The sequence below is a fragment of the Roseburia hominis A2-183 genome (assembly GCF_000225345.1).
Classification (GTDB): domain Bacteria; phylum Bacillota; class Clostridia; order Lachnospirales; family Lachnospiraceae; genus Roseburia; species Roseburia hominis.
Genome location: NC_015977.1, coordinates 3484159 through 3503775 on the forward strand (window position 1 = coordinate 3484159; position 19617 = coordinate 3503775).

Sequence of the window (19617 nt, forward strand, 5' to 3'; positions counted from 1 at the left end):
TCTAAAGCTGATCCGCTTAAATACAAATAAAAGCCGTTCGGTAACTCGTATTGATAAATATAATTCCCACTTCCTATATCTTGATAGGTATATTTTTCAAAATCTTCCCATGTGACGTTGTTAATACCTTTTGATTTAATTATAGAATTGACAATATCCATTGATAAATGGGAAGTAGATGATTGATGTACGAAAAACACTCCTATCACCAAAACAATCAATACTATAAATATACTAACATATCTTTTCATCATCTATTAGTATATTTTACTAAATAATATCCGCAAAATGTGGAATAATTTAGTCCTGAGCCATAATTTCGGTCACAAGATTGAGGGTCTGTAATTTTCTTTCCACTTGCATCAACATTAGAAACTTTTAAATAACCTTGTTTATGCGACCAATAGCCATCTCTATTTTGTACATACCAGTGATAATCAGAATTAGGAGCGATAACTAAGGCAACTTTGTATTGATTCTTTCCCGGAGTTGCATTTTTACTTGAATTTGTAATTTCACGTCCGCTACCTAAATATGGACCATCAGCTTTAACAGCTTTTTCAATCGCACTTTTTGTTAAAGACGTATAACGCTTACCTGATGGATCGCCTGGCTGTAATTTGCCTTCTGTTGTTTTTAATACGTCCATAGCGTAAGCATAGCAATTTGCCCGTCTAATGTTTTCATCTTTATTCCAATAATCAGGATTATAGACAGGCTCATATCCACTTGTTGGAAGAAGCGAAGTTTCAAGTGGCATAGGAATGTCAATATCTAAAGCTGTGGCATCAACGGTTGTTGTGGTTGTGCATGGAGTAGGTGATGCCAATTCCAATGGCTCATGACTTACCATTTCCTTTAAATCATCAGATAAGCCATTATACCATTCTAACCAGTCAAGAGTTTCTTGTGATAACTCGGTTGCTTTGAAGGACCGCCCATTGTAAACAACTGAATCATCAGTGTCATTTGCTGCAAAAGCGACTGTTGACATCATAAGGGTTAACGTCAACATCGTAGCAATTACTGATAAAAACTTTTTCATAAAGTTTTCCTCCTTTCAAAAATCCAGACTAACCGCACTATCAAACAGCTTTTATTTATAATTATAATACCACACAAATCGACATTTGTAAATACAGGATACTGAATATAATTTCCAATAACTTGAAATATCTTTATTTTTATGCACAATATCCAAAATTAACTGTAAATTTTGAGTTTATTTTTTTTCCACAAAAGATTTAGGAATAGTGGGCTGCTACCTATGAAATTCTTGTGTATTACTTTACCGCACATGAGCATTAAATGCTGGAATGTCAGTCAAGGTAAGGATTCCAGCCTTAACTGACAATTCTTGCATTTGATATAATCAGAGAACAATTCACCGAAACACCTACACAGTTTTTTTCCACTCATAATGTCAAAATAACTTCCACATCTCTTCTAAATTCCAGTCGGCTATTCTTATTGTCTTAATTTAAATACCGAAACCATACCACTAAGTGTAGTAGCCTGAGCTGTAAGTTCTTCACTTGTCGCTGATGTTTCCTGTGCCGCAGCCGAATTATTCTGAACAACTTCAGCAATTCTTTCTGCGGTTACCTCTACCTGTTCCATACTGTCTGCCTGTTCAATGGAAATTTCTTTTATTTTTTCGCACTGTCTGCAATCGCCTGTATGCCATCCACAACTTCTCTCAATGAAGTTGAGGCTTTCTCTGCATACATATTTCCATCTCCAACCTCATGAATAGCCGCTTCAATAAGTGCTTTTGAATCCACCGCTGATTTTGCACTCTGTTCTGCAAGGTTTCTGATCTGATCCGCAACAACAGCAAAACCTTTTCCGGCTTCTCCGGCTCTTGCTGTCTCAATCTAAGCATTTAATGAAAGAAGATTTGTCTGGCTTGCAATATCTTCAATCTGTGTGATAATTGCTCCTATCTTCTCAGAGGTTTCATTTATGCGTGACATAGCCTGCACTAATACTTCCATATCTCCACGACTGCCTTCTGCAATCTCCGCATACTTATAGGCTTCATCGTAAGCTGTTCCCAATTCTTCTGCTGTTGTTTTTATTCCGCTTGTAAGTTCATTGATAGTTGCCTGCATTTCCTCAACCGATGCCGCCTGATCCGTTGCGCCTTCTGCTAAAGACTGTGCCGCTTCTGCAAGATTTGTGGAACCTGTAAGAACCTGCCCCGATGCATCATCTACCCCTCTTACAGTTGTATCAATCTCCTCATTCATTTTTCTTATGCCTGTCAGCAAACCGGTAAATGCTCCTGTATATACTTCCTCACACTCTGTATCAATCGCAAAATTACCATCTGACATTTCATTTAACATTCTGCCAGAATCTTTAATGATAACTCTGATTCTGTCTGACATTGCAGATACACCAGACACAAGTTCCTTAATTTCATCCTCAGACTCAACCGTTGGAAGTGGAGAATCTATGTCACCCTCTGCAAATGTAATAAATCTGTCCTTTAATTCATTTAATGGTTTTTCAATGCTCTTTGATATTGCAACAGAAAGACTGTTTGAATAAATCGTTGATACTGCAATTACAATTATTATAATTGTCAATGCAGCTATCATAATCGTTCTCAACTGTGCACGTTCAGCATTTCCCAATGAAATATTCAAAGCCATAAGTTTCTGTAAAGCATCATTCAACGCCTGATACTTTGGTGCTGCTTCATCGGTCATCATCTGCTGAGCCTGTAATGATTTCGCAGTATCAGTCGTTGCACCGACCTCAATTACTTTTGCATCCACTTCCTTATACTCTGCCCATGCTTTATCAATAGCGTCCATGCAGGCAGTTCCCTCTTTTGTTATCATTGTTGGGCGTATTTTTTCCAAATATTCCTCAAACGATTTAACAGCCTGTTCATGCTGTTCTTTCATACTTTCAATGAGACTATCTGAATCATAACCTACAATACCTCTTGAGGCAGCCCTTACTTCCGCTGATTCATTCATTGCCATAGCAATGTCTCCCTGTGGATACGCATAATTATCCAGTATCGTTCCATAGTTGTTTATCGTATAAAGCATAATCACTACAACCAGTGCTGATAATATTCCAAAAATGAGAATAATCTGTCTGAAAGATTTTTTCAGTCGTGCACCAATCTTCATTTTGTTAAGTTTCTTAAACATTTGTCTTGTCTCCTTCCTAATGGATAAAATGGTTCTTTGTTGTCCCATCAATATGTATATATACAAGTCAATATATGACCGTACATCAAGGTGGTTTCAATATAAAAGGCACATTTCAATTATGCACTAACGCATAACCAAAATGTGCCATATACAATCAGATCATGCCAAAAGAAAACAGACTTATTCTGTCTGTCTGTCTGTCTGTCTGTCTGTCTGTCTGTCTGTCTGTCTGTCTGTCTGTCTGTCTGTCTGTCTGTCGAGATTATATGTATCAGCCTGCATATATGCAACCCATTTCTGTGTTTTTTTCGTATAAAATTTATTACTTGCAAAATTTTATACATAACCACAGTCCATCTATCTTACTCAAAGGATAACTTATTCCTCGATAAATTACTCGCCATTTCTTGCATTTTTTTATATTTTCGCCATTTTTTGCCTGCTATTAAAACAAATAAAAAGGACGCAGGATTTTACTCCCACGCCCCTAAACTTATCTGGCTTTATCTTCTCTGACTTTTGGCAGCTCCTTCCCCGCCGTTTCCTGCTTTGCCTCCGATGTCTTTCTTGCCTCAAAAGCATCTGCATTATACTTGTACTCCTGTGGTTCAGCTACCATCGGTGAATAGATGATCTCTCTTTCTGTATCCGGTGCTTTCTGTTCCTTATCCTTTGTCTGCTCCATACGCTTTTCCTTATCAAGCTGCACATTCATAGCCAGATTATCCAGCTTATCAATCGAAGCATCCAGATGCAGCTCCATTGATACAAGCAATTTTCTCACTGCTTTCATAGGGGCAAGTGCCGCCTTTGTGAGAGGGTGTTTCTGTTCCTTCTGTGAATAATCCATCTCCGGTTTATCTGCAAAGGTACGGAACGCATTGTTTACGGTCTGACCAGCTTCACGGAATCCCTTTGCAAGAAGTGCTGTCCTTGCAATATCCCTGTCTGTAGATACAATCGTATCTTTTACCACTGTTCTGACATTGAGAAGTCTTTTCTTAATTCCTACAAATTCTGTCACCCTGTAAAGTGCCGCCCTGCCCTTTGCCTTTGTTTCATCAACAATATTCTTGGCAGTAGATTTTACCTGTACCTTTATCTCAGATACCTGTGACTTTATCTGCTCACATCTGGCATTGAGTCGCTCCTGTGCTTCTGTTAATGCTTTTTTTGCATTATTGATAAGGGTATCTTCCTGCATTTTCTTGATTTGGTCCTGCATACTGGTAAGTTCTTCTGTCATAGACGCAATCTTTTTCTCCAGACCATCCACATAGGTGCATATCTCAAATACATCATTTGCCGGCTCTTTCATAGCATTCTTTTTTAATAGGTCAAGAAGTTCCCTTATGATCTCCTCATTGGTAAGTGTCTTTTCTGCTTCCATCTGCTTTTCCTCCTTATAAACGGGGCAGCTCCTGCCGCCCCTTAACCTTAATTATCGAAAGGGAGTATCCTTTTTCTCCCTGTCGGGATTTCCGTGGTTCTGTTCGGCATTCTCCCTTGCTTTTTCGTTGCTCTTATCCTTTGCTTTCTCATATTCCGAGATAATCTCATTATAGAGTTTTTCCCTGAAATCCTTTGTGACCGGATAGCAGACATCCTGGTAGATTGGTTTTCCCTGCTCATCCACCTGCTTTGTCTTATAAGATGGCATTGATACAAAGATTTTCTCTTTGCCCTGCACGATATTGATGTTATTTACAATGAAACTGTTTTCAAAGTAAATACGGGCAAGTCCCTTGATGTTACTGCCTTCCCTCTCATAAGGTGTCACAGTTACGGAAAACTCAGGCATTTCCTGTGTTCTGTCCTGCTTCTGTGTCTCCTCTTTCTCCGGTTCCTTGATTCTTGCATAAGCATCAAGGATATTGGTATAGAGTTCCTCACGAAACTCTGCTGTGATAGGATTGCACACATCCTTATAGATCACACCATTGCTTTCATCACGCTCATTGGAGCGGTATCTAGGCATTGATACGAAAAGTTCTCCCTTGTCCTTATTCTCAAGGATTGCAATATTGGTAATCTTAAATGAATCACCGAATACCACTGTTGCAAATCCTTTGATATTGCTGCCCTCTTTTGCTCTTACTTCGTTTACCTTAATTGAATACTTCATATACTATTCCTCGCTTTCTTTTTGTTCTTTGTTTTGCTCCGGTATGATAAGCTCACACCAAAGCTGTTCTATCTGTTCACAAGACAATCTGCCATTTAACCAGTTGCCAAGTGTAACGACCATTCCGTCCTGCTCGTAGTAGAGCCACTCCTGTGTTTCAATGTTCCCCTCATACACGATAGTCACATCAAAATCAGGCATAAATAATCCTTCCTCTGCATCCCATACACAGGCTATTCCCTGTCTGAGTGTCAGATTCAGGCTTTCGACATACACAGACCAGCCGCTTACGACTATCTGAAAGTCATCATCAATCTCTGCAATATCGTCCTGAGTGTCGATCAGCTCCTCCATTTCCGATACAGCTTCTTCTATCTCCCCCAGTCGGTATCTCTTATTCATCTGCCGCCTCCTTATATCTGCACCTGACAACAAAACGCATTGTTCCCTGTCCCGGCATTCAGCATTTCACTTCCGGTTTCTTCCATTACTGGGTATCTGATATCTATTCCCGGTATCTCAATAATGCCGATGATACTGCCTTCTTTAAGAATGGCTTTCTCCTCTTTACTAACGGTGGTTTGCTCTTTCTCAACCTCTGTCCTTTCATCCTGCTTCTCCTCCAATGTCTGCTCAAATTCATTTATGAGCTGGTTCGTGTTTCTCTCTCCGGTTGTACACCAGAAAAAAGGGACTGCCATAATGGCAATCCCTGCTGTAATCAGTAGTCCTGCGACCACTTTCCTTATACTCATAGAGTTTCACTCCTATCTTTTCCTGTTTCTGTCTGGCATATAGATTCCCTTATCCTCTGCAACAATACCCGCATTTTCTATTCTGTCCTCAGACTTTTCTTCGTCCAGTCCGCCAAGATCTGCGTCCATAGCTTTTGCATTCTCAAGGTCAAGCTGGGCATTTAATTCATACTGCCTTGCAAGTTTTTCTTCCAGTTCTGCACTATATGCAAACGGCTTGTCATACTCCGCCTTTGAAGCCTCAAGATCATTTTGGTACTGTTCAATCTTCTTTTCCAGAAAATCAACATTTTCGTGAAGTCCGTTGAACAGGTTCTCCAGCTTTACCATACTTCCCACCGGACTTGTGGAAAGTTCTGCCTTGTATTCCGTCTTTCCACGAAGCACCATATAGTTGATACTGAGGAAATTCTTTTCCACCAGAAGCTCAAAGCCGTGAAACTTACCGACTGGAGTGGTTTCGCCTGTCTTACATTTGCTGATTGCTTCAAGCATTACGGTTCCACCATCCACTCGCTCTGTATAAGTTGCATTGCCTATGGTAATGGCAAAATCCGGGTTATCAATCAATTCCTTATCCCTTGCCTTTATATCCTCCCTGACATTGGCAAGTTTCTCTGTCGCAGTTTTGATGAGTTTTGGATACTTGATCATAAAATTATCCTGCAATCCGTATCTCTGATTATCATAAGACGCCTTTAAGAGCTTTAATCTCTGGACATCATTGTCAACCTCCATCTTTTCCCTGATTAAAGGGTTGCCTGTAGCAACCGCCTTAATCTCCGCATAAGAAAGTGTTGCCTCATCAATGTCCTCACAGCTTCGGCTCACTGCCTTGCTTGTCATAACCTGACTGATGAAACGCTGCTTGTTTTCCACAAGTGACCAGTTGTATGCATCAAAGGTTTGTTTTGTAACATATCGGTAGATTGCCACCTCATCGTTTTTATTTCCCTGTCGGATACCTCTGCCTTCCCTCTGTTCAATAGAAGAAGGCTTCCACGGGCAATCGACATGGTGCATTGCAACAAGGTGTGTCTGTACATTAACTCCGGTTCCGCACTTATCTGTCGAACCGATAAGGACTTTTTTCTTACCTGTCCTCATTTCCTTAAAGAGTGCATCCCTCTGTGCGTCTGTTTTTGCATCGTGAATAAATGCTATCTCCTCCGCAGGGATACCATACTTGATAAGTGACTCCTTCAGATAATCATAAATCGTAAAGTCCTTGTCCGGTCCCGGTGTTCCAATATCTGAAAAAATAAGCTGACAGCCTATATGACCATCAGCATTTCCTTTTACATATTCTTTCCAGACATTTTCCGCTACCTTATTGAGCTTTCCGTCCGGGTTGTTCGGTGCGTCCTTATCAATCAGTCTTGCGTCTGTTCCAAGAAGTCTTGCTTCGTGCGTAATCTTTAAGAAGTTGTCAACACTTGGATCAACACCCCCGCCCCTTATCCTTTCTGCTCTTACAACAAATTCTTCCATTACCTGCTTCACATACCAGTCCGGCTCCGACTCCACGATGATAGGCTTGCCGCCACGCAGAGCTGGCACATCAAGGTCAAGCATATCCGCTGTCTGCACATCGGCAACCTCACGGAAGATGTTCATAAGCTCCGGCAGATTGGTAAACTTATTGAACCTGCTCTTGAAACGGAAACCACTGCCCTCAACCGTAAGCTCCAGTGCCGTTGTTACTTCTCCAAAGTTAGCCGCCCACGAGTCGAAATGATGAATTCCCATCTCCTCAAGTGCCGATTTCTGCAAATAAAGCTGCATAACATACATCTCACACATCGTGTTGCTTATCGGTGTTCCGGTAGCAAATACAATGCCCCTGCCATCATTTATCTCTGATAAATACTGGCATTTAAGCTGCATATCCGTTGACTTCTTAGCCCCACTACTGCTGATTCCCGACACATTATTCATCTTTGAAAAAATGGCAAGGTTCTTAAAATTGTGTGCTTCGTCTACCATAATAGAGTCAACACCCAGCTCCTCAAAGGTAATGAGGTCATCTTTCCTGCTCTCATCGGTCAGGGATTTAAGCTGTTCCTCCAGCTTTTTCTTCTGGCTTTCCATCTGCTTTACGGTCCAGCGTTCCCCGTTCCGCTCCTTCATATCATCAATCGCATAGGTGATCTCATTTATCTGTTCATTAAGCATTCGCTCCTTTCTCTCTGCCGAAATTGGAATTTTCTCAAATTGCGAGTGCGACATAATGATGCAGTCATAATCGCCTGTCGCAATCCTTGATACAAACTGCTTTCTTCGGCTCTTTTCAAAATCACGCTCCGTTGCAACCAAGATGTTTGCTGACGGGTAAAGCCTTAAAAATTCACTTGCTGTCTGCCCGATAAGCGGCTTTGGCACTACCATAATTGTCTTATTGGAAAGTCCGAGCCTTTTCTGTTCCATACACGCAGCCATCATTTCAAACGACTTTCCGGCTCCGACGCAGTGGGCAAGCAGAGTATTTCCTCCCATAAGGATTCGTGCCACCGCATTTTTCTGGTGCGGTTTTAATTCAATCTCAGGGTTCATTCCCGGAAATTGCAAATGGCTTCCGTCATACTCACGCAGGCGGATATTATTGAAGGTTTCATTATAATATTCCACATACTTCTGTCGGCGTTCCGGTTCTGCAAATAACCATTCCTTGAACTTCTCCTTGATCATATTTTGCTTTTCCCTTGCAAGCATTGTCTCATTTTTGTTGACTTCATAATGGTACTTGCCCTCACCATCATCAATCCTGTCCCTGACAGTGACCGTTTTTAAGTTCAGGGTATCCTCAAAAATAGAATAAGCGTCCATTCTGCTTGTACCATAAGTTTTCGTTGCCGCCACGGAATGTTTATCCATACTTTTGTTCTCAATGAACCATTCCATACTCATTTTATTCAAGTGTACCTGAATACCGGAATTATAATACTCCGTTCTGATTGCCCTTGCCCTTTTTGGTGTATTAAGCAGCTCATAGATAAACTGTTCATAATCAAGCGGTTCAATCCAAGTTGTACCAATCTTTACATCTATATCCGAGGCTTCAATCCATTCCGGCTGAACTTTCTCTAAGGCTGCGGCATTGGCGGCAAATCTTTCTGCCTGCGGATTATCGGTATCCGCCGCCATTGCCTTTGCAACACGCAGCTTATCCCTTACATTGCCTGACAGATATTCATCTGCTGTCTCCCAGCCTGCGTCCGGGTTATTTTCATTGTAACGGTCAGGATTAAGAAAAATAATTCCATCGAGTTCCTTTATGAGAGTATCCCTGTCTGTTTCATAAATGGAGAGCATATAAGGAATATTTACATATCCAAACTCATTGACCGATACATTAAGAGCCTCAACTGCAGTTTCTACCCTGTCCACCACGGACTTTGCTTTAATCGTCTGCTTATAAAACATATCAGCCTTCTTCACCTCCCCGTCCTCATTTACTTCTTCAAGACTGCAAAGAAGCGGATAATCGCTGTCATCCCTGAACGCTGTACGGTTTGCTTTGGAAGTGATTGCTCCATACTTTCCAACGAATTTATCATATTTTACATTCAAAAGCTGCTGTTTGTCTGCAAGCTCCTCATCACTACAGCCCTCCATCTGGATATCAATCAGCTCTCTTGTTATCTGTCTGATTTCATCAAGGCTCTTAATACGCCCCTCCGCTGTCGGTGATACTTTCTGCCTTACCATCTCTGAATTTTCCCTGTAGTAAAGTTTTCCTTCAAAGAATGTGTAAGTATAATTTCTGACATCCGGATCAGCGGGAATGACTTCCTCTGTCTGTTCCTCATTCTCTGCCAGTCTCTCAAAATCTGTCATCTGTGCTTTGATGTTACTGATTGCCATATTGAGTGCTTCATACAGATTGAAGTTCTCATCATTATTCACACAGACGGTATATTTGCTGTCCTGTCCGAACATCCTTGTATCATACTGCATTGTACCAAGCATCATCTCCGGGTGCTCTGCAAAATAGGAATTGACTGCTATGCCATCACCTGTGACACCAAGATGTACCCAGTCAGGCTCTATATCAATTTTTCGCTCTCTTTTCTGTAAAAAAAGAATGTCCGCAGTCACCTCAGTTCCTGCATTATCCTTAAATGCAGTATTCGGAAGTCGGATTGCTCCCACAAGTTCTGCCCTCTCAGCCAGATACTTTCGTATAGTCGGATTGCTCTTATCCAGTGTTCCCTTTGTGGTAATCACTGCAACCATACCTCCCGGTCTTGCCTGATCGAGTGCTTTTGCCAGAAAATAATCGTGAATACGGAAGTTATACTTGTTGTACTTTGGATCGAATATCTTATAATCTCCAAATGGCACATTTCCCATAACAACATCAAAGAAGTTATCCGGATATGTGGTGTTTTCAAATCCTGTAATACTGATATTGGCATTCTGGTAAAGCTGTTTTGCTATTCTTCCCGATATGCTGTCCAGCTCCACTCCGTACAGCCTGCTTTGCTGCATTGGTGCTGGCATACTTCCGAAGAAATTACCGATACCCATAGACGGCTCCAAGACATTTCCGCCTTTAAACCCAAACTGCACAAGGGCTGAATTGATACACGTTGCAATCTCCGGCGAAGTGTAAAAGGCATTATTTACAGTTGCTCTTGCCGCACTGTATTCCTCATCGGAAAGAAGCTCTTTCAGTTCTGCATACTCTTTGCTCCACGCAGCATTATTCTCATCAAATGCCTGTGACAAGCCACCCCAGCCGACAAACTTTGATAAAACTGTCTGCTCCTTTGGTCTGGCAAGTCTGTTTTCTGCTTCAATCTGCTTTAGTGTACGGATTGCGTCAATGTTCCACTGGTATCTGGTCTTTGCACCGCCCTTTTCTGTTTCCCACAGGTTATAGTGGAAATTGAGTTTTGTCTGGTCTTGTGTTTTTTCTTTTCCACGCAGACCTTCCACTGGCGGTAATACTTCCTGTGCAGGTGTTTCAGGGGCAGCCTCCTGTGGTTCGGTATCCTTCTGTGGAATATCTGCCGATACATTCTTATCCTCATCAGAAATTATACGACCATCCGTGTCAATCTTGGTATTCAAGCCATATGCAATCGCCCGTTCTCTGGTTTTAAGACGGCTTTCTCTCACACTGTCCTCAATATCAAAGAACTTGCGATAAACAGGATTCATCTTTTCCCTGTCAATCTTATTTTTTATGGTCTGATAGATTGCCTTCTGGTCCTCTCCACAGTACAATGGCTGTTTTACCATATAGGATAAGATTTCATATACCTCACGCCATGATACGGTATCCCCTGCCCTCTCTCCATTTCTGTTTTTGTAGCTTACTTTCACATCTGCACTGCTTAAAGTGTATTCTGTGAGTCCATACTGATTATTGCAATATGCCTTTCTCTCACCCTGAACATTTCCCATCGCTATCTCACAGATCAGTTCCAGCTTATTCGGCATAAATGCAAAATCCGATTGCACCACATCCATAAGGAAAGCACGGAATGGTGTGTAACAGCTACATTCTGACACAAGTATCTCAATGGCATCTCTTAAATCTTTATCCATTGCAGCTACACGGTCAGCATAATCAATCGGCTTGATATACCGTAACTCAGCCGCCTTTCTGTTTACAGCATAACTGTCAGGCTCATCAGGAATAGCATAATCATCAATTTCTGATTTCTCCTCCTGCGTATCAACTTCACGGTACTCTGCGTCAATGACTTCATCATCTTCACGAAGTCCGTCCATTGCAAGCTCATCAATACGAGGTGTCTCCGACTGGTATTCTCCGGTAAGGATAAGTACACCGATTTCCTTTTCGACATTCTTCCACGAAACGTATCCTTCTACTTCTCCATCTTCATCTTTCCATTGGATACGAAGTCCCGAACCGTGAAATGTGTCATACCCGTGCAAGCCTAGACCGTCAAGCGGCCAGCTTGCACCCCCCTGACCATATTCTGCCTTGATACGCTTTGCTCTGGTTCCTGCGTCTATCTCTGTCTGATAGATTTCACACACCCTGCCTTTTCCACCGACAAAGCCAGTTCCTTTCATAAGTATCTCTTTTACATACTCACTTGGTACACTCTCTGCTTTCTTTGGATTAAGGTAATTATATTTTCTGGCAAGGGCAGCCTTTTTATCCTCCTCGAACTGACGCATAAATTCATTGTGTCTGGTTTTCTCCGGCTGCTTCACACCAAAACTTGCCTGCCCGTTTTGGTCGAAAAAAAAGGAAGCCTGTGTATATTCGGCTTCCTTACTGACACCCAATGAGTTAATCTCATCAAGCTCTCTATTTAATTCTTCCTGTGTTTCTAATGAAACTTCATCACGATCTGGTGGAGCACTACTTCCTCTGCCTGCATCTTCGCCTGCTCTCTTATCTTCCACATCTCCATTGTCGATGACGGATTCTGTGGCTTGTGCTTCATTAGATACTGTTCCTCCAACTGATCGTAAAGCTGGTTTGCTTCCTCCTCTACTGCCGACATCTTCTCGTACATCTTCCCGAATCTCATCAGTGTCTTGTACCTTGCCGGTTCGTTCTCCAGAAGATACTTCATTGCCATTCTCCCGTATCTGCCCAGCTTCGTTAAATCCTCTGTCTCGTCCGGCATTGTCAGCTCCGGATACAGCAGTCCGTCCACTTCCTTGTAAGTCATTGCTTCTAACATATGATATTCTCCTTTCGCTCTCAATCGTTTGTAAATTCCTACTAAATTCTCTAAGAACACTACAGGAGACATCGCATACAAGGGAACCAAGACGGTAAACTATCTCCTCATCTTTGATATTTACAATCTGACTGAAATCCTGTTCTTGCACAGATAAGTCAAATCCACATCTCGTCCCTACAGCATACATAACACTGGAATATACTAACTGCTCCATATCGCTATCCTGCTGTAAGCCCTTGCGTTTTTCGTTGAATTCCTTTATCACACTACCTGATAGCTGCATTAGTTCGGACATTCTATCCCCGAACTCCTCTTTTATTATATTCCAAACATTTGTTCCTGTAAACTGTTTTAGCGTATTTTTTAGTGATTCCCTGTCATCGCTTTTATACCGCTCCATCTGTCCTTCCGATACCAGAAAGTCTGCATAACTTTTCAGGTTTTCCCCCTCCAGATCCCAAGTCAGCTTCACATTCTTTCCGCCTGTATCACTGATATCGAAAATATATCTCATACGGGGATTAAGTGCCCTTGAGGGGAAGATAGCACAGCCCTTTGCTCCACGCTTTACATATCTTCCCACTTTCTTCCAAGTGTCATAATCTGCCATAAGGGTACTTTTCTCCGGTGATCTCTGAGCTGTTACCATAACGATATTATCAAATTCATAGCGATATAACTGACCAGCAACTTTTAATACATCTTTCCAGTTCTTTTCAGAACGGGTGATGTTGCTGATTTCTGAATCATATATCGCTTTGACCTTCATATCAACACTCATGTGTCACCCTCCTTTTACTTCAGTAATTCTGCAAACATTTCCTTAAAGAGCTTTGACTCCTCCCCGTCAAGCTCAATCACAAATTCTGCATCAACCGCCTGTCCATCACATTTGCCCTTTCCTTTTACAATCTTTCGCATAATCCTGAGAAGCACATAACACTGCTTTGACTTGGCTATGCTCTGCTTAAAGGCAAGTCCGTCGCTGTCAGCCGACTGCTGTGTCTCATAGACAATCACATTCAGCTTTCTGCTGATTTCCTCAACTTTCTCATATGGAATACTGACAGACGATTTTACCTCTCCCGGTCTTTCCCATTCCTTATGAAGTTCGTTTAATAAAAATTCCATATCCTTAATAACTGCTGTCTGCTCATTTTTCATCGTGTCTTTCCTCCATTTTCCTTTAATGAAGAAGGGAGCTGTTCTTCGCTGTATGGCGAAAAATCAACTCCCTTCATATCCTCCGCATCAAGGACTATCTGTTCTGAATAATACATATCCATTGCCTTGTTTATGGCATCGTCAAGTGACTCTGCCTTTACTGTCTCTACCCTTGAGAGAACTTCTTTTATCTCAATATCAAATTCTTTTTCCATTCGATATCAGCCTCCAATTCCATTTTTCCTCATCGGCTCTTTTTTTCTTTTACCTGTCTTTCCTTAAAACCTTCATCATACTTTCCATCTTCAAGCCTGTCATAAAAATATTCCTCCTCTATCGTTCCAAATTCCTTATACATCTGGTGCAGGAAATCATTCTGCATATTTTTTGGAATATCATCATCCTTTGACAAATCCTGATAAAAATAAAACTTCTGCTTGAGTTTCGCCCTGTAATCATAAACATCTTTTATCTTTTCAGGTGTCCCGTATTCTCTTTTATATGCCTTAAAGTTGGTCTGCGAAAGTGTGGAACCAAGATAAATCCCGTGCTCCCACGATACCCCAATCGCTGTGTTATCCTTAGTTGGCTCCTCGTCTTTCGGATATCGCTTATACTCTGTTGCTCCAAGAGCAATCGTGAGAGAGCCGCTTTTCATATCCATTACCACAAGATTGCGTGGAGATAATGCTTCAAGTACCATATAATCGTGGTCATTAAAATTATGAAATGTCTGCCCTCTTTCAAATGTCCTGTCGCATTTTTCATAATGCAGGATAAAGTCATCTATCCAGCCTCTATCCGTCATTCCAATCTCATCCATCTTTGTAATACACTCTGGGGAACTTGTTGCCTTATCAAAGTAAAATTTCTTTGAATCATTATAATATCCTTGCAAAAAGCGTCCCAGTTCCACATCATCTCTACAGAATTTTGCAAAAACTGTAACATTTGCTGCCCTGTAATACTCTGTAAAACCTTCCGCAAGCGTTCTTCCAAGAAGCAGCATCTGATCTGCAAGCTCTGACATATCATCAATGGCAACGAACTTCTTATAATCTTCCAAAGTCATAAGCATATTTCTTTCTGTTCCCTTATAATTCTCCATTACAAGAATCATATCCTTTAAATCCATTCTTACCTCCTGTCCCAGAGAGGACTTTCGCCCTCTCTGCCAATTTTCTATGGTCTGCCAATTACTACAATCTTTCCAACACTTGCCACATCACGGTAAACTACGCCAACTCTTTCATTCAGGGCTTCTACCACCTTGCCATTGCCGACATATACTGCCACATGGCTGATATTCTTATATCTTCCGTTGTTTGTGAAACTGTAAAAGATAAGATCACCAGGCTGCATTTCATCATAAGATACGGTCTTTCCTGCTTCATCAAGTCCCTGTGCTTCTGCCGCTGCTGTAGTTGCTCCTCCATAACTGATATTCACATCTGCATCCTTCCATGAATAATACGCAAGTGAACTGCAATCATAATAATTGCCACTATCTCTTAATTCCTGACTGTAAGGATAACCCACTCTGTGAAGGGCATAAGAGCAGACTGCTTTCTGCCTGCTATCTGTAATACCACTGAGGATTGCATTTATTTCATCCTCTGTCATGGAACTTACTCCGGGGCTTCCACCGCCTCCACCGCTTCCACTTCCGGCATATCCAAGCTGTCCCATAAACTCCGGACTCATGATCTGCTCAAGCATTTCTACCTGATCAGAATTAAATCCATAAACAGAAATCATATCTCTGTATGATTTGAGCGTAACATTTACATACAGTACCGACTTCGTAACAGTTGTTACATTGCCATCTGCGTCTGTTTCCTCCACATCTTTTGTTCCACTACTTGTAGTATAAGAACACATATCATTTACTACAGTCTGCAACCACCCCTTTGATATATCATTCATAATTGTTGCAGTATCGCCTACACCATACTTGACCATGTAGACCGCCATAATGTCGTAGTAGTTACTTGGATTTTCATCCATTCCCTCATAATCTACATACACCAGTTCGCCAAAGTCATATCCGGTATGTTCATTCACTTTGGTATTCACATCACGGTTAAATTCAGACACATAAGCACTTGTAACTGTCTGCACTGTATCTCCTGACTCCAGCGGCGGTAAAAATAAGGCAAATGGTGAATTATAAAGAATCGCTATCACAGCAATAACCGGAACTGCAACGATTACCACTAAAAGAACCAACAGCAAAAGTACAAGTCCGATAATCGGAGCTGCCGCCTTTATCCAGAGAACTGCCTTTTTTACAATCAGATCTTTTACCAGTTTTACAACACTGTCCGTCTGATTTTCCTGTTCTTTCATCTTATCCAGAAAAAATTTAATCTTTCTGCTACGGTTCGCTGCTTTCACATCCTTCGCCTCAATAGATACACCTGTGGCATAGCCTGCCGCCATGCCGACTGCTGTACCTGCTCCCGGTGCAACCGCTGTACCTGCCGCTGTGGTTGCCGCTTTTGCCGTAGTTTTGGCAGTTTCTTTTGCAGTGTTCTTAGCAGTTTCTTTCGCTGCTGTCTTTGTCGTGTCACCGGCAACCTTTTTTGCCGTATCACTGGCAGCTTTCTTTCCCATCTTTTTTGCCAGTTTCTTTCCTGTTTCTACCTTCTTGATACGCCTCTTTGCTTCGGCTGCCGCTTTCTTTCTGAAAAGTGACGCTCCCCTTGAAGCAGTTCCCGTAACCGGACGGCTTACTTCATATGCAAGATAAGCTGCCTGTGACACTTCCTGCCCGCCTTCCACCTGCTCTGTAACTGCTCCAGCCGCAAGTGCTCCCGTTCTTCCTGCTATATGAAGATTGGTATTCTTCGTCTTGATAGAAGTATTGGACTCCCGTATATTTCTCTTAAATTTTGAAGGTTCCTTTTCTTTCTTCTCTGCCTGATGAATGGTACTCTTACGATAAGACTTCTTTTTACCTGTATCATTTATCTTTGCACTGGCAATTTTCGGACCACGCTGTACGGTGTAAATGTTACTGCCCTTAATTTTAGCCTTCTTCGGTTCATGCATATGAATCTTAGCTTTTTTCTTAGTGTGAATGACCATAGGCTTGTCATCCACTTTTTTTATCTTCAATGTTCCCACCTTCTTTCTGTATCCTTAAAAAAGGTAAAAAAGTAGCCATCCGGAACTTAGTCCAAATGGCTGATACATTGCAATTCTAATCAGCAAATTTTGCCTCCCTTTTCTTCTGCTCCGCAATCTTTTCGTGGATATTGGTGTTATACAGTCTGTAAAGGTCAGTGTCCTTGCTGATCTGGTTATCAAACGGAATTACCACGGAACCACACTTGATAAGTCCCATTCCCGATGCAGTATTGGTTACGAAACGAAGCTGTGCCTCTGATACACCGATAACCTCTGCCATCTTGGAACTGTCTGTATTCGCCTGCTTTAAGAGTGCAACAAACTCAGAGTTTGCAAGCATTGTAGTGGCGGTGTAGTTCTGTAAAAGGTCCACGACGTTCTGGGTGATACCCGTGCACAGTCCACCTTGTTTCCTCACCTTCTTCCAGAGCTGCTGTAAATATTTTGCAGAATACTCCGAATTAAGCAGGACATGGAACTCATCAATATAGAGCCAGGTTGCCTTGCCCTTCTGCCCGTTTTCTACAATTCTGTTTTGAATAGACTCCATCATAACAAGCATTGTGATAGGACTAAGCTCCGTGCCTAAGTCCCTGATACCATATACCGTGAATCGGTTATCTACATCAACATTTGTCTGGTGGTTAAAGATATTGAGGGAACCATTTACAAAAAGTTCCAAAGACAATGCGATATCCTTTGCTTCGTCCTCCGGCTGTTCCATAAGGATATCGTAGAAGTCACTCATTACCGGAATATACTTTTCCCTGCCCCTTGCAATGTCGATATACATCTTTCTCACGCAGCGGTCAATGATTGATTTCTGTCTGGAATTTAAGCTGTCCCCGATACACTGCTCACAAAGACCAAGCATAAATTCCCCTTTTTCCCTTATCATTCCCTTTGAATCATTCGGATCAAGACTCCACACATCCATCTCAAGCGGATTTACATAATTGTCCGTGTATATGGACATATTTACCACGGTTCCACCATAAGTCTGTGCAATATCAAAATATTCGTTCATCGGATCAATGACGATAATCTCATCATCTCCCGACAAGAATACGCTGCCCATTTCCATCTTACAGAAGAATGATTTGCCGGAACCCGGCACTCCGAATACAAAGCCATTTCCGTTGATGAGCTTCTTTCTGTTACCGATATTTACATTCTTACTGATCTGGTTGATACCGTAATAATTACCTGTGCTGTCATTCAGTTCCTGCACATTAAACGGCATAAGCACCGCAAGCGACTGGGTAAGAAGGGTACGCATTGTTTCCACCTGTCTTACACCAATCGGAAGTGCCGTGTTGAGTGCTTCCCTCTGCTTTAAGTAGTGTGTATCAATCGTACAACTGTTACGCTTTCCGATTGTTTCTACTGTTTCGCAGACACTCTCAAGCTCCTTCTTACTTTCTGCCATAAGGATAATGGTAACTCCTACAAAGAAAAGACACTGGTCATTCTCACGGACATCATCCATAATTGCCTCAATCTCTTTTTTCTCCGTTCTCTTTGCATAAGAGATTTCTGTGGAGAAGTCATTGTTCTTATTACGGACTCTCTGCTGCTTGATAATATCCGACTCAATACCAAGATATTTCTTCTGAAGCACCTTTGTGGTCAAATCCTTTGGCACAGGCACTACATCAATACTGGTAATGGAGTGGACAGGAAGGGAAGTAATCTCATTGATAAATCTGTCAGATAAACTGCTGGGATACTTCTTAATGAAAAGTGCCTTGCAGTATTTACTCTCGTCCTCAAAATGGTCTGGGAAATATTTCACCATACCATTACATAAATCATTCTTAAAATCTGCTCCGACCTTCTTTGCCTTTTTGATATCAAAATCAAAACTGCCCTCATCGCCAAGATGGTAATAGTCATAGAGCACTTTCAGCCTTTCATTGCCGTTAAGCGGCACAATCTCCGCCCCCAGTTCAATGAAAGCCTTGTGTATTGTTGCCTCAAGTGTGGCAAACTGTGCCTTTGCCTCCTCAAAGTTCTTTCTCTCAATCGTGATCGTCAGGTATCTTTCCTGTTCAATCCCCTGTCTGCCCTCAATAATCTTCTCCTCAATAATGTCATTGTAAATTCTTCGGTAATTATTGAAGCCATCGTTTTTTTCTGTAATAAGAACCTTATCACGGAGATCCTCCATATTTTTGTTCTTATTGTTAATCGTAATCTTATAATTACAGTCCAGCGAATTTAAGAATTTGCAGTATCTTTCAAAAATGCCGATCTGCTCATCCTCCGTTGCCGTTGTGTAATTGATGTCCTGAAAGCGGTAACACTTGGAATACTTATTCCTGCTTACTTCAAAAATACCGTTTTCAGCCACCGCCATAATCTCTATGGTTTCCTGAATGGATTTCGGTGTCTTATACAAAGGCTCACTTGCCTTTTTCAAGAGCTTAAATCCGTCCGTAAATAAACCCATTGTCTCTAACCTCGCTTTCTTATCTGTGAAAGCCCGCCGGGAACATCACCCAACGGGCTTGTTCCCGACCTCACGGTCAGATACATATGAATAGTTGTGTTTATCCTGCTAACACTAATGGTATATCCATTGACTT

The 19617-nt window shown here is 41.6% G+C and carries 13 protein-coding genes and 1 pseudogene; all 14 read right to left on the reverse strand.

Features of this window, described 5'->3' with window-relative positions:
* Positions 1-250: 250 nt before the first annotated feature.
* The gene (locus RHOM_RS15915) at positions 251-1045 is read right to left on the reverse strand and encodes a hypothetical protein (RefSeq protein ID WP_009860895.1); all 795 of its coding nucleotides are present in this window, start codon (positions 1043-1045) and stop codon (positions 251-253) included.
* A 422-nt stretch (positions 1046-1467) separates the two neighbouring features.
* Positions 1468-1620, reverse strand: coding sequence for a hypothetical protein (locus tag RHOM_RS18075; RefSeq protein ID WP_009860896.1), 153 nt, complete (start codon positions 1618-1620; stop codon positions 1468-1470).
* Positions 1621-1649: 29 nt separating this feature from the next.
* A pseudogene (locus RHOM_RS15925) lies at positions 1650-3221 on the reverse strand (methyl-accepting chemotaxis protein).
* Positions 3222-3669: 448 nt separating this feature from the next.
* A complete protein-coding gene (locus tag RHOM_RS15935) occupies positions 3670-4566 on the reverse strand; it encodes a DUF6674 family protein (protein ID WP_009860900.1) in 897 nt (298 codons plus the stop codon).
* A gap of 51 nt (positions 4567-4617) precedes the next feature.
* Complete coding sequence (locus RHOM_RS15940) at positions 4618-5301, reverse strand: SpoVG family protein (protein WP_009860901.1); 684 nt, start codon at positions 5299-5301, stop codon at positions 4618-4620.
* Positions 5302-5304: 3 nt separating this feature from the next.
* Positions 5305-5703, reverse strand: coding sequence for a hypothetical protein (locus tag RHOM_RS15945; RefSeq protein ID WP_009860902.1), 399 nt, complete (start codon positions 5701-5703; stop codon positions 5305-5307).
* Between the two features lie 11 nt (positions 5704-5714).
* Positions 5715-6056, reverse strand: a complete 342-nt coding sequence (locus tag RHOM_RS15950; RefSeq protein ID WP_006859551.1) for a hypothetical protein — start codon at positions 6054-6056, stop codon at positions 5715-5717.
* A gap of 12 nt (positions 6057-6068) precedes the next feature.
* Positions 6069-12215, reverse strand: a complete 6147-nt coding sequence (locus tag RHOM_RS15955; RefSeq protein ID WP_334290591.1) for a helicase-related protein — start codon at positions 12213-12215, stop codon at positions 6069-6071.
* 155 nt (positions 12216-12370) lie between these two features.
* Complete coding sequence (locus RHOM_RS18080; protein ID WP_014081282.1) at positions 12371-12730, reverse strand: TnpV protein; 360 nt, start codon at positions 12728-12730, stop codon at positions 12371-12373.
* Between the two features lie 798 nt (positions 12731-13528).
* A complete protein-coding gene (locus RHOM_RS15960; RefSeq protein ID WP_009860904.1) occupies positions 13529-13897 on the reverse strand; it encodes a hypothetical protein in 369 nt (122 codons plus the stop codon).
* Positions 13894-14112, reverse strand: a complete 219-nt coding sequence (locus RHOM_RS15965) for a DpnD/PcfM family protein (RefSeq protein WP_005602909.1) — start codon at positions 14110-14112, stop codon at positions 13894-13896. The genes RHOM_RS15960 and RHOM_RS15965 overlap by 4 nt, the downstream gene beginning before the upstream one ends.
* Positions 14113-14141: 29 nt before the next feature.
* Entirely contained in the window at positions 14142-15032 is an 891-nt protein-coding gene (locus tag RHOM_RS15970; protein WP_005602910.1) for a hypothetical protein, read from the reverse strand.
* A gap of 47 nt (positions 15033-15079) precedes the next feature.
* Positions 15080-16987: a C40 family peptidase gene (locus RHOM_RS15975; protein ID WP_044025108.1), complete on the reverse strand. Its 1908-nt coding sequence runs from the start codon at positions 16985-16987 to the stop codon at positions 15080-15082.
* Positions 16988-17102: 115 nt separating this feature from the next.
* Positions 17103-19481 (reverse strand): VirB4-like conjugal transfer ATPase, CD1110 family, encoded by a 2379-nt coding sequence (locus tag RHOM_RS15980; RefSeq protein ID WP_014081284.1) that lies wholly within the window; start codon positions 19479-19481, stop codon positions 17103-17105.
* Positions 19482-19617 lie beyond the last annotated feature (136 nt).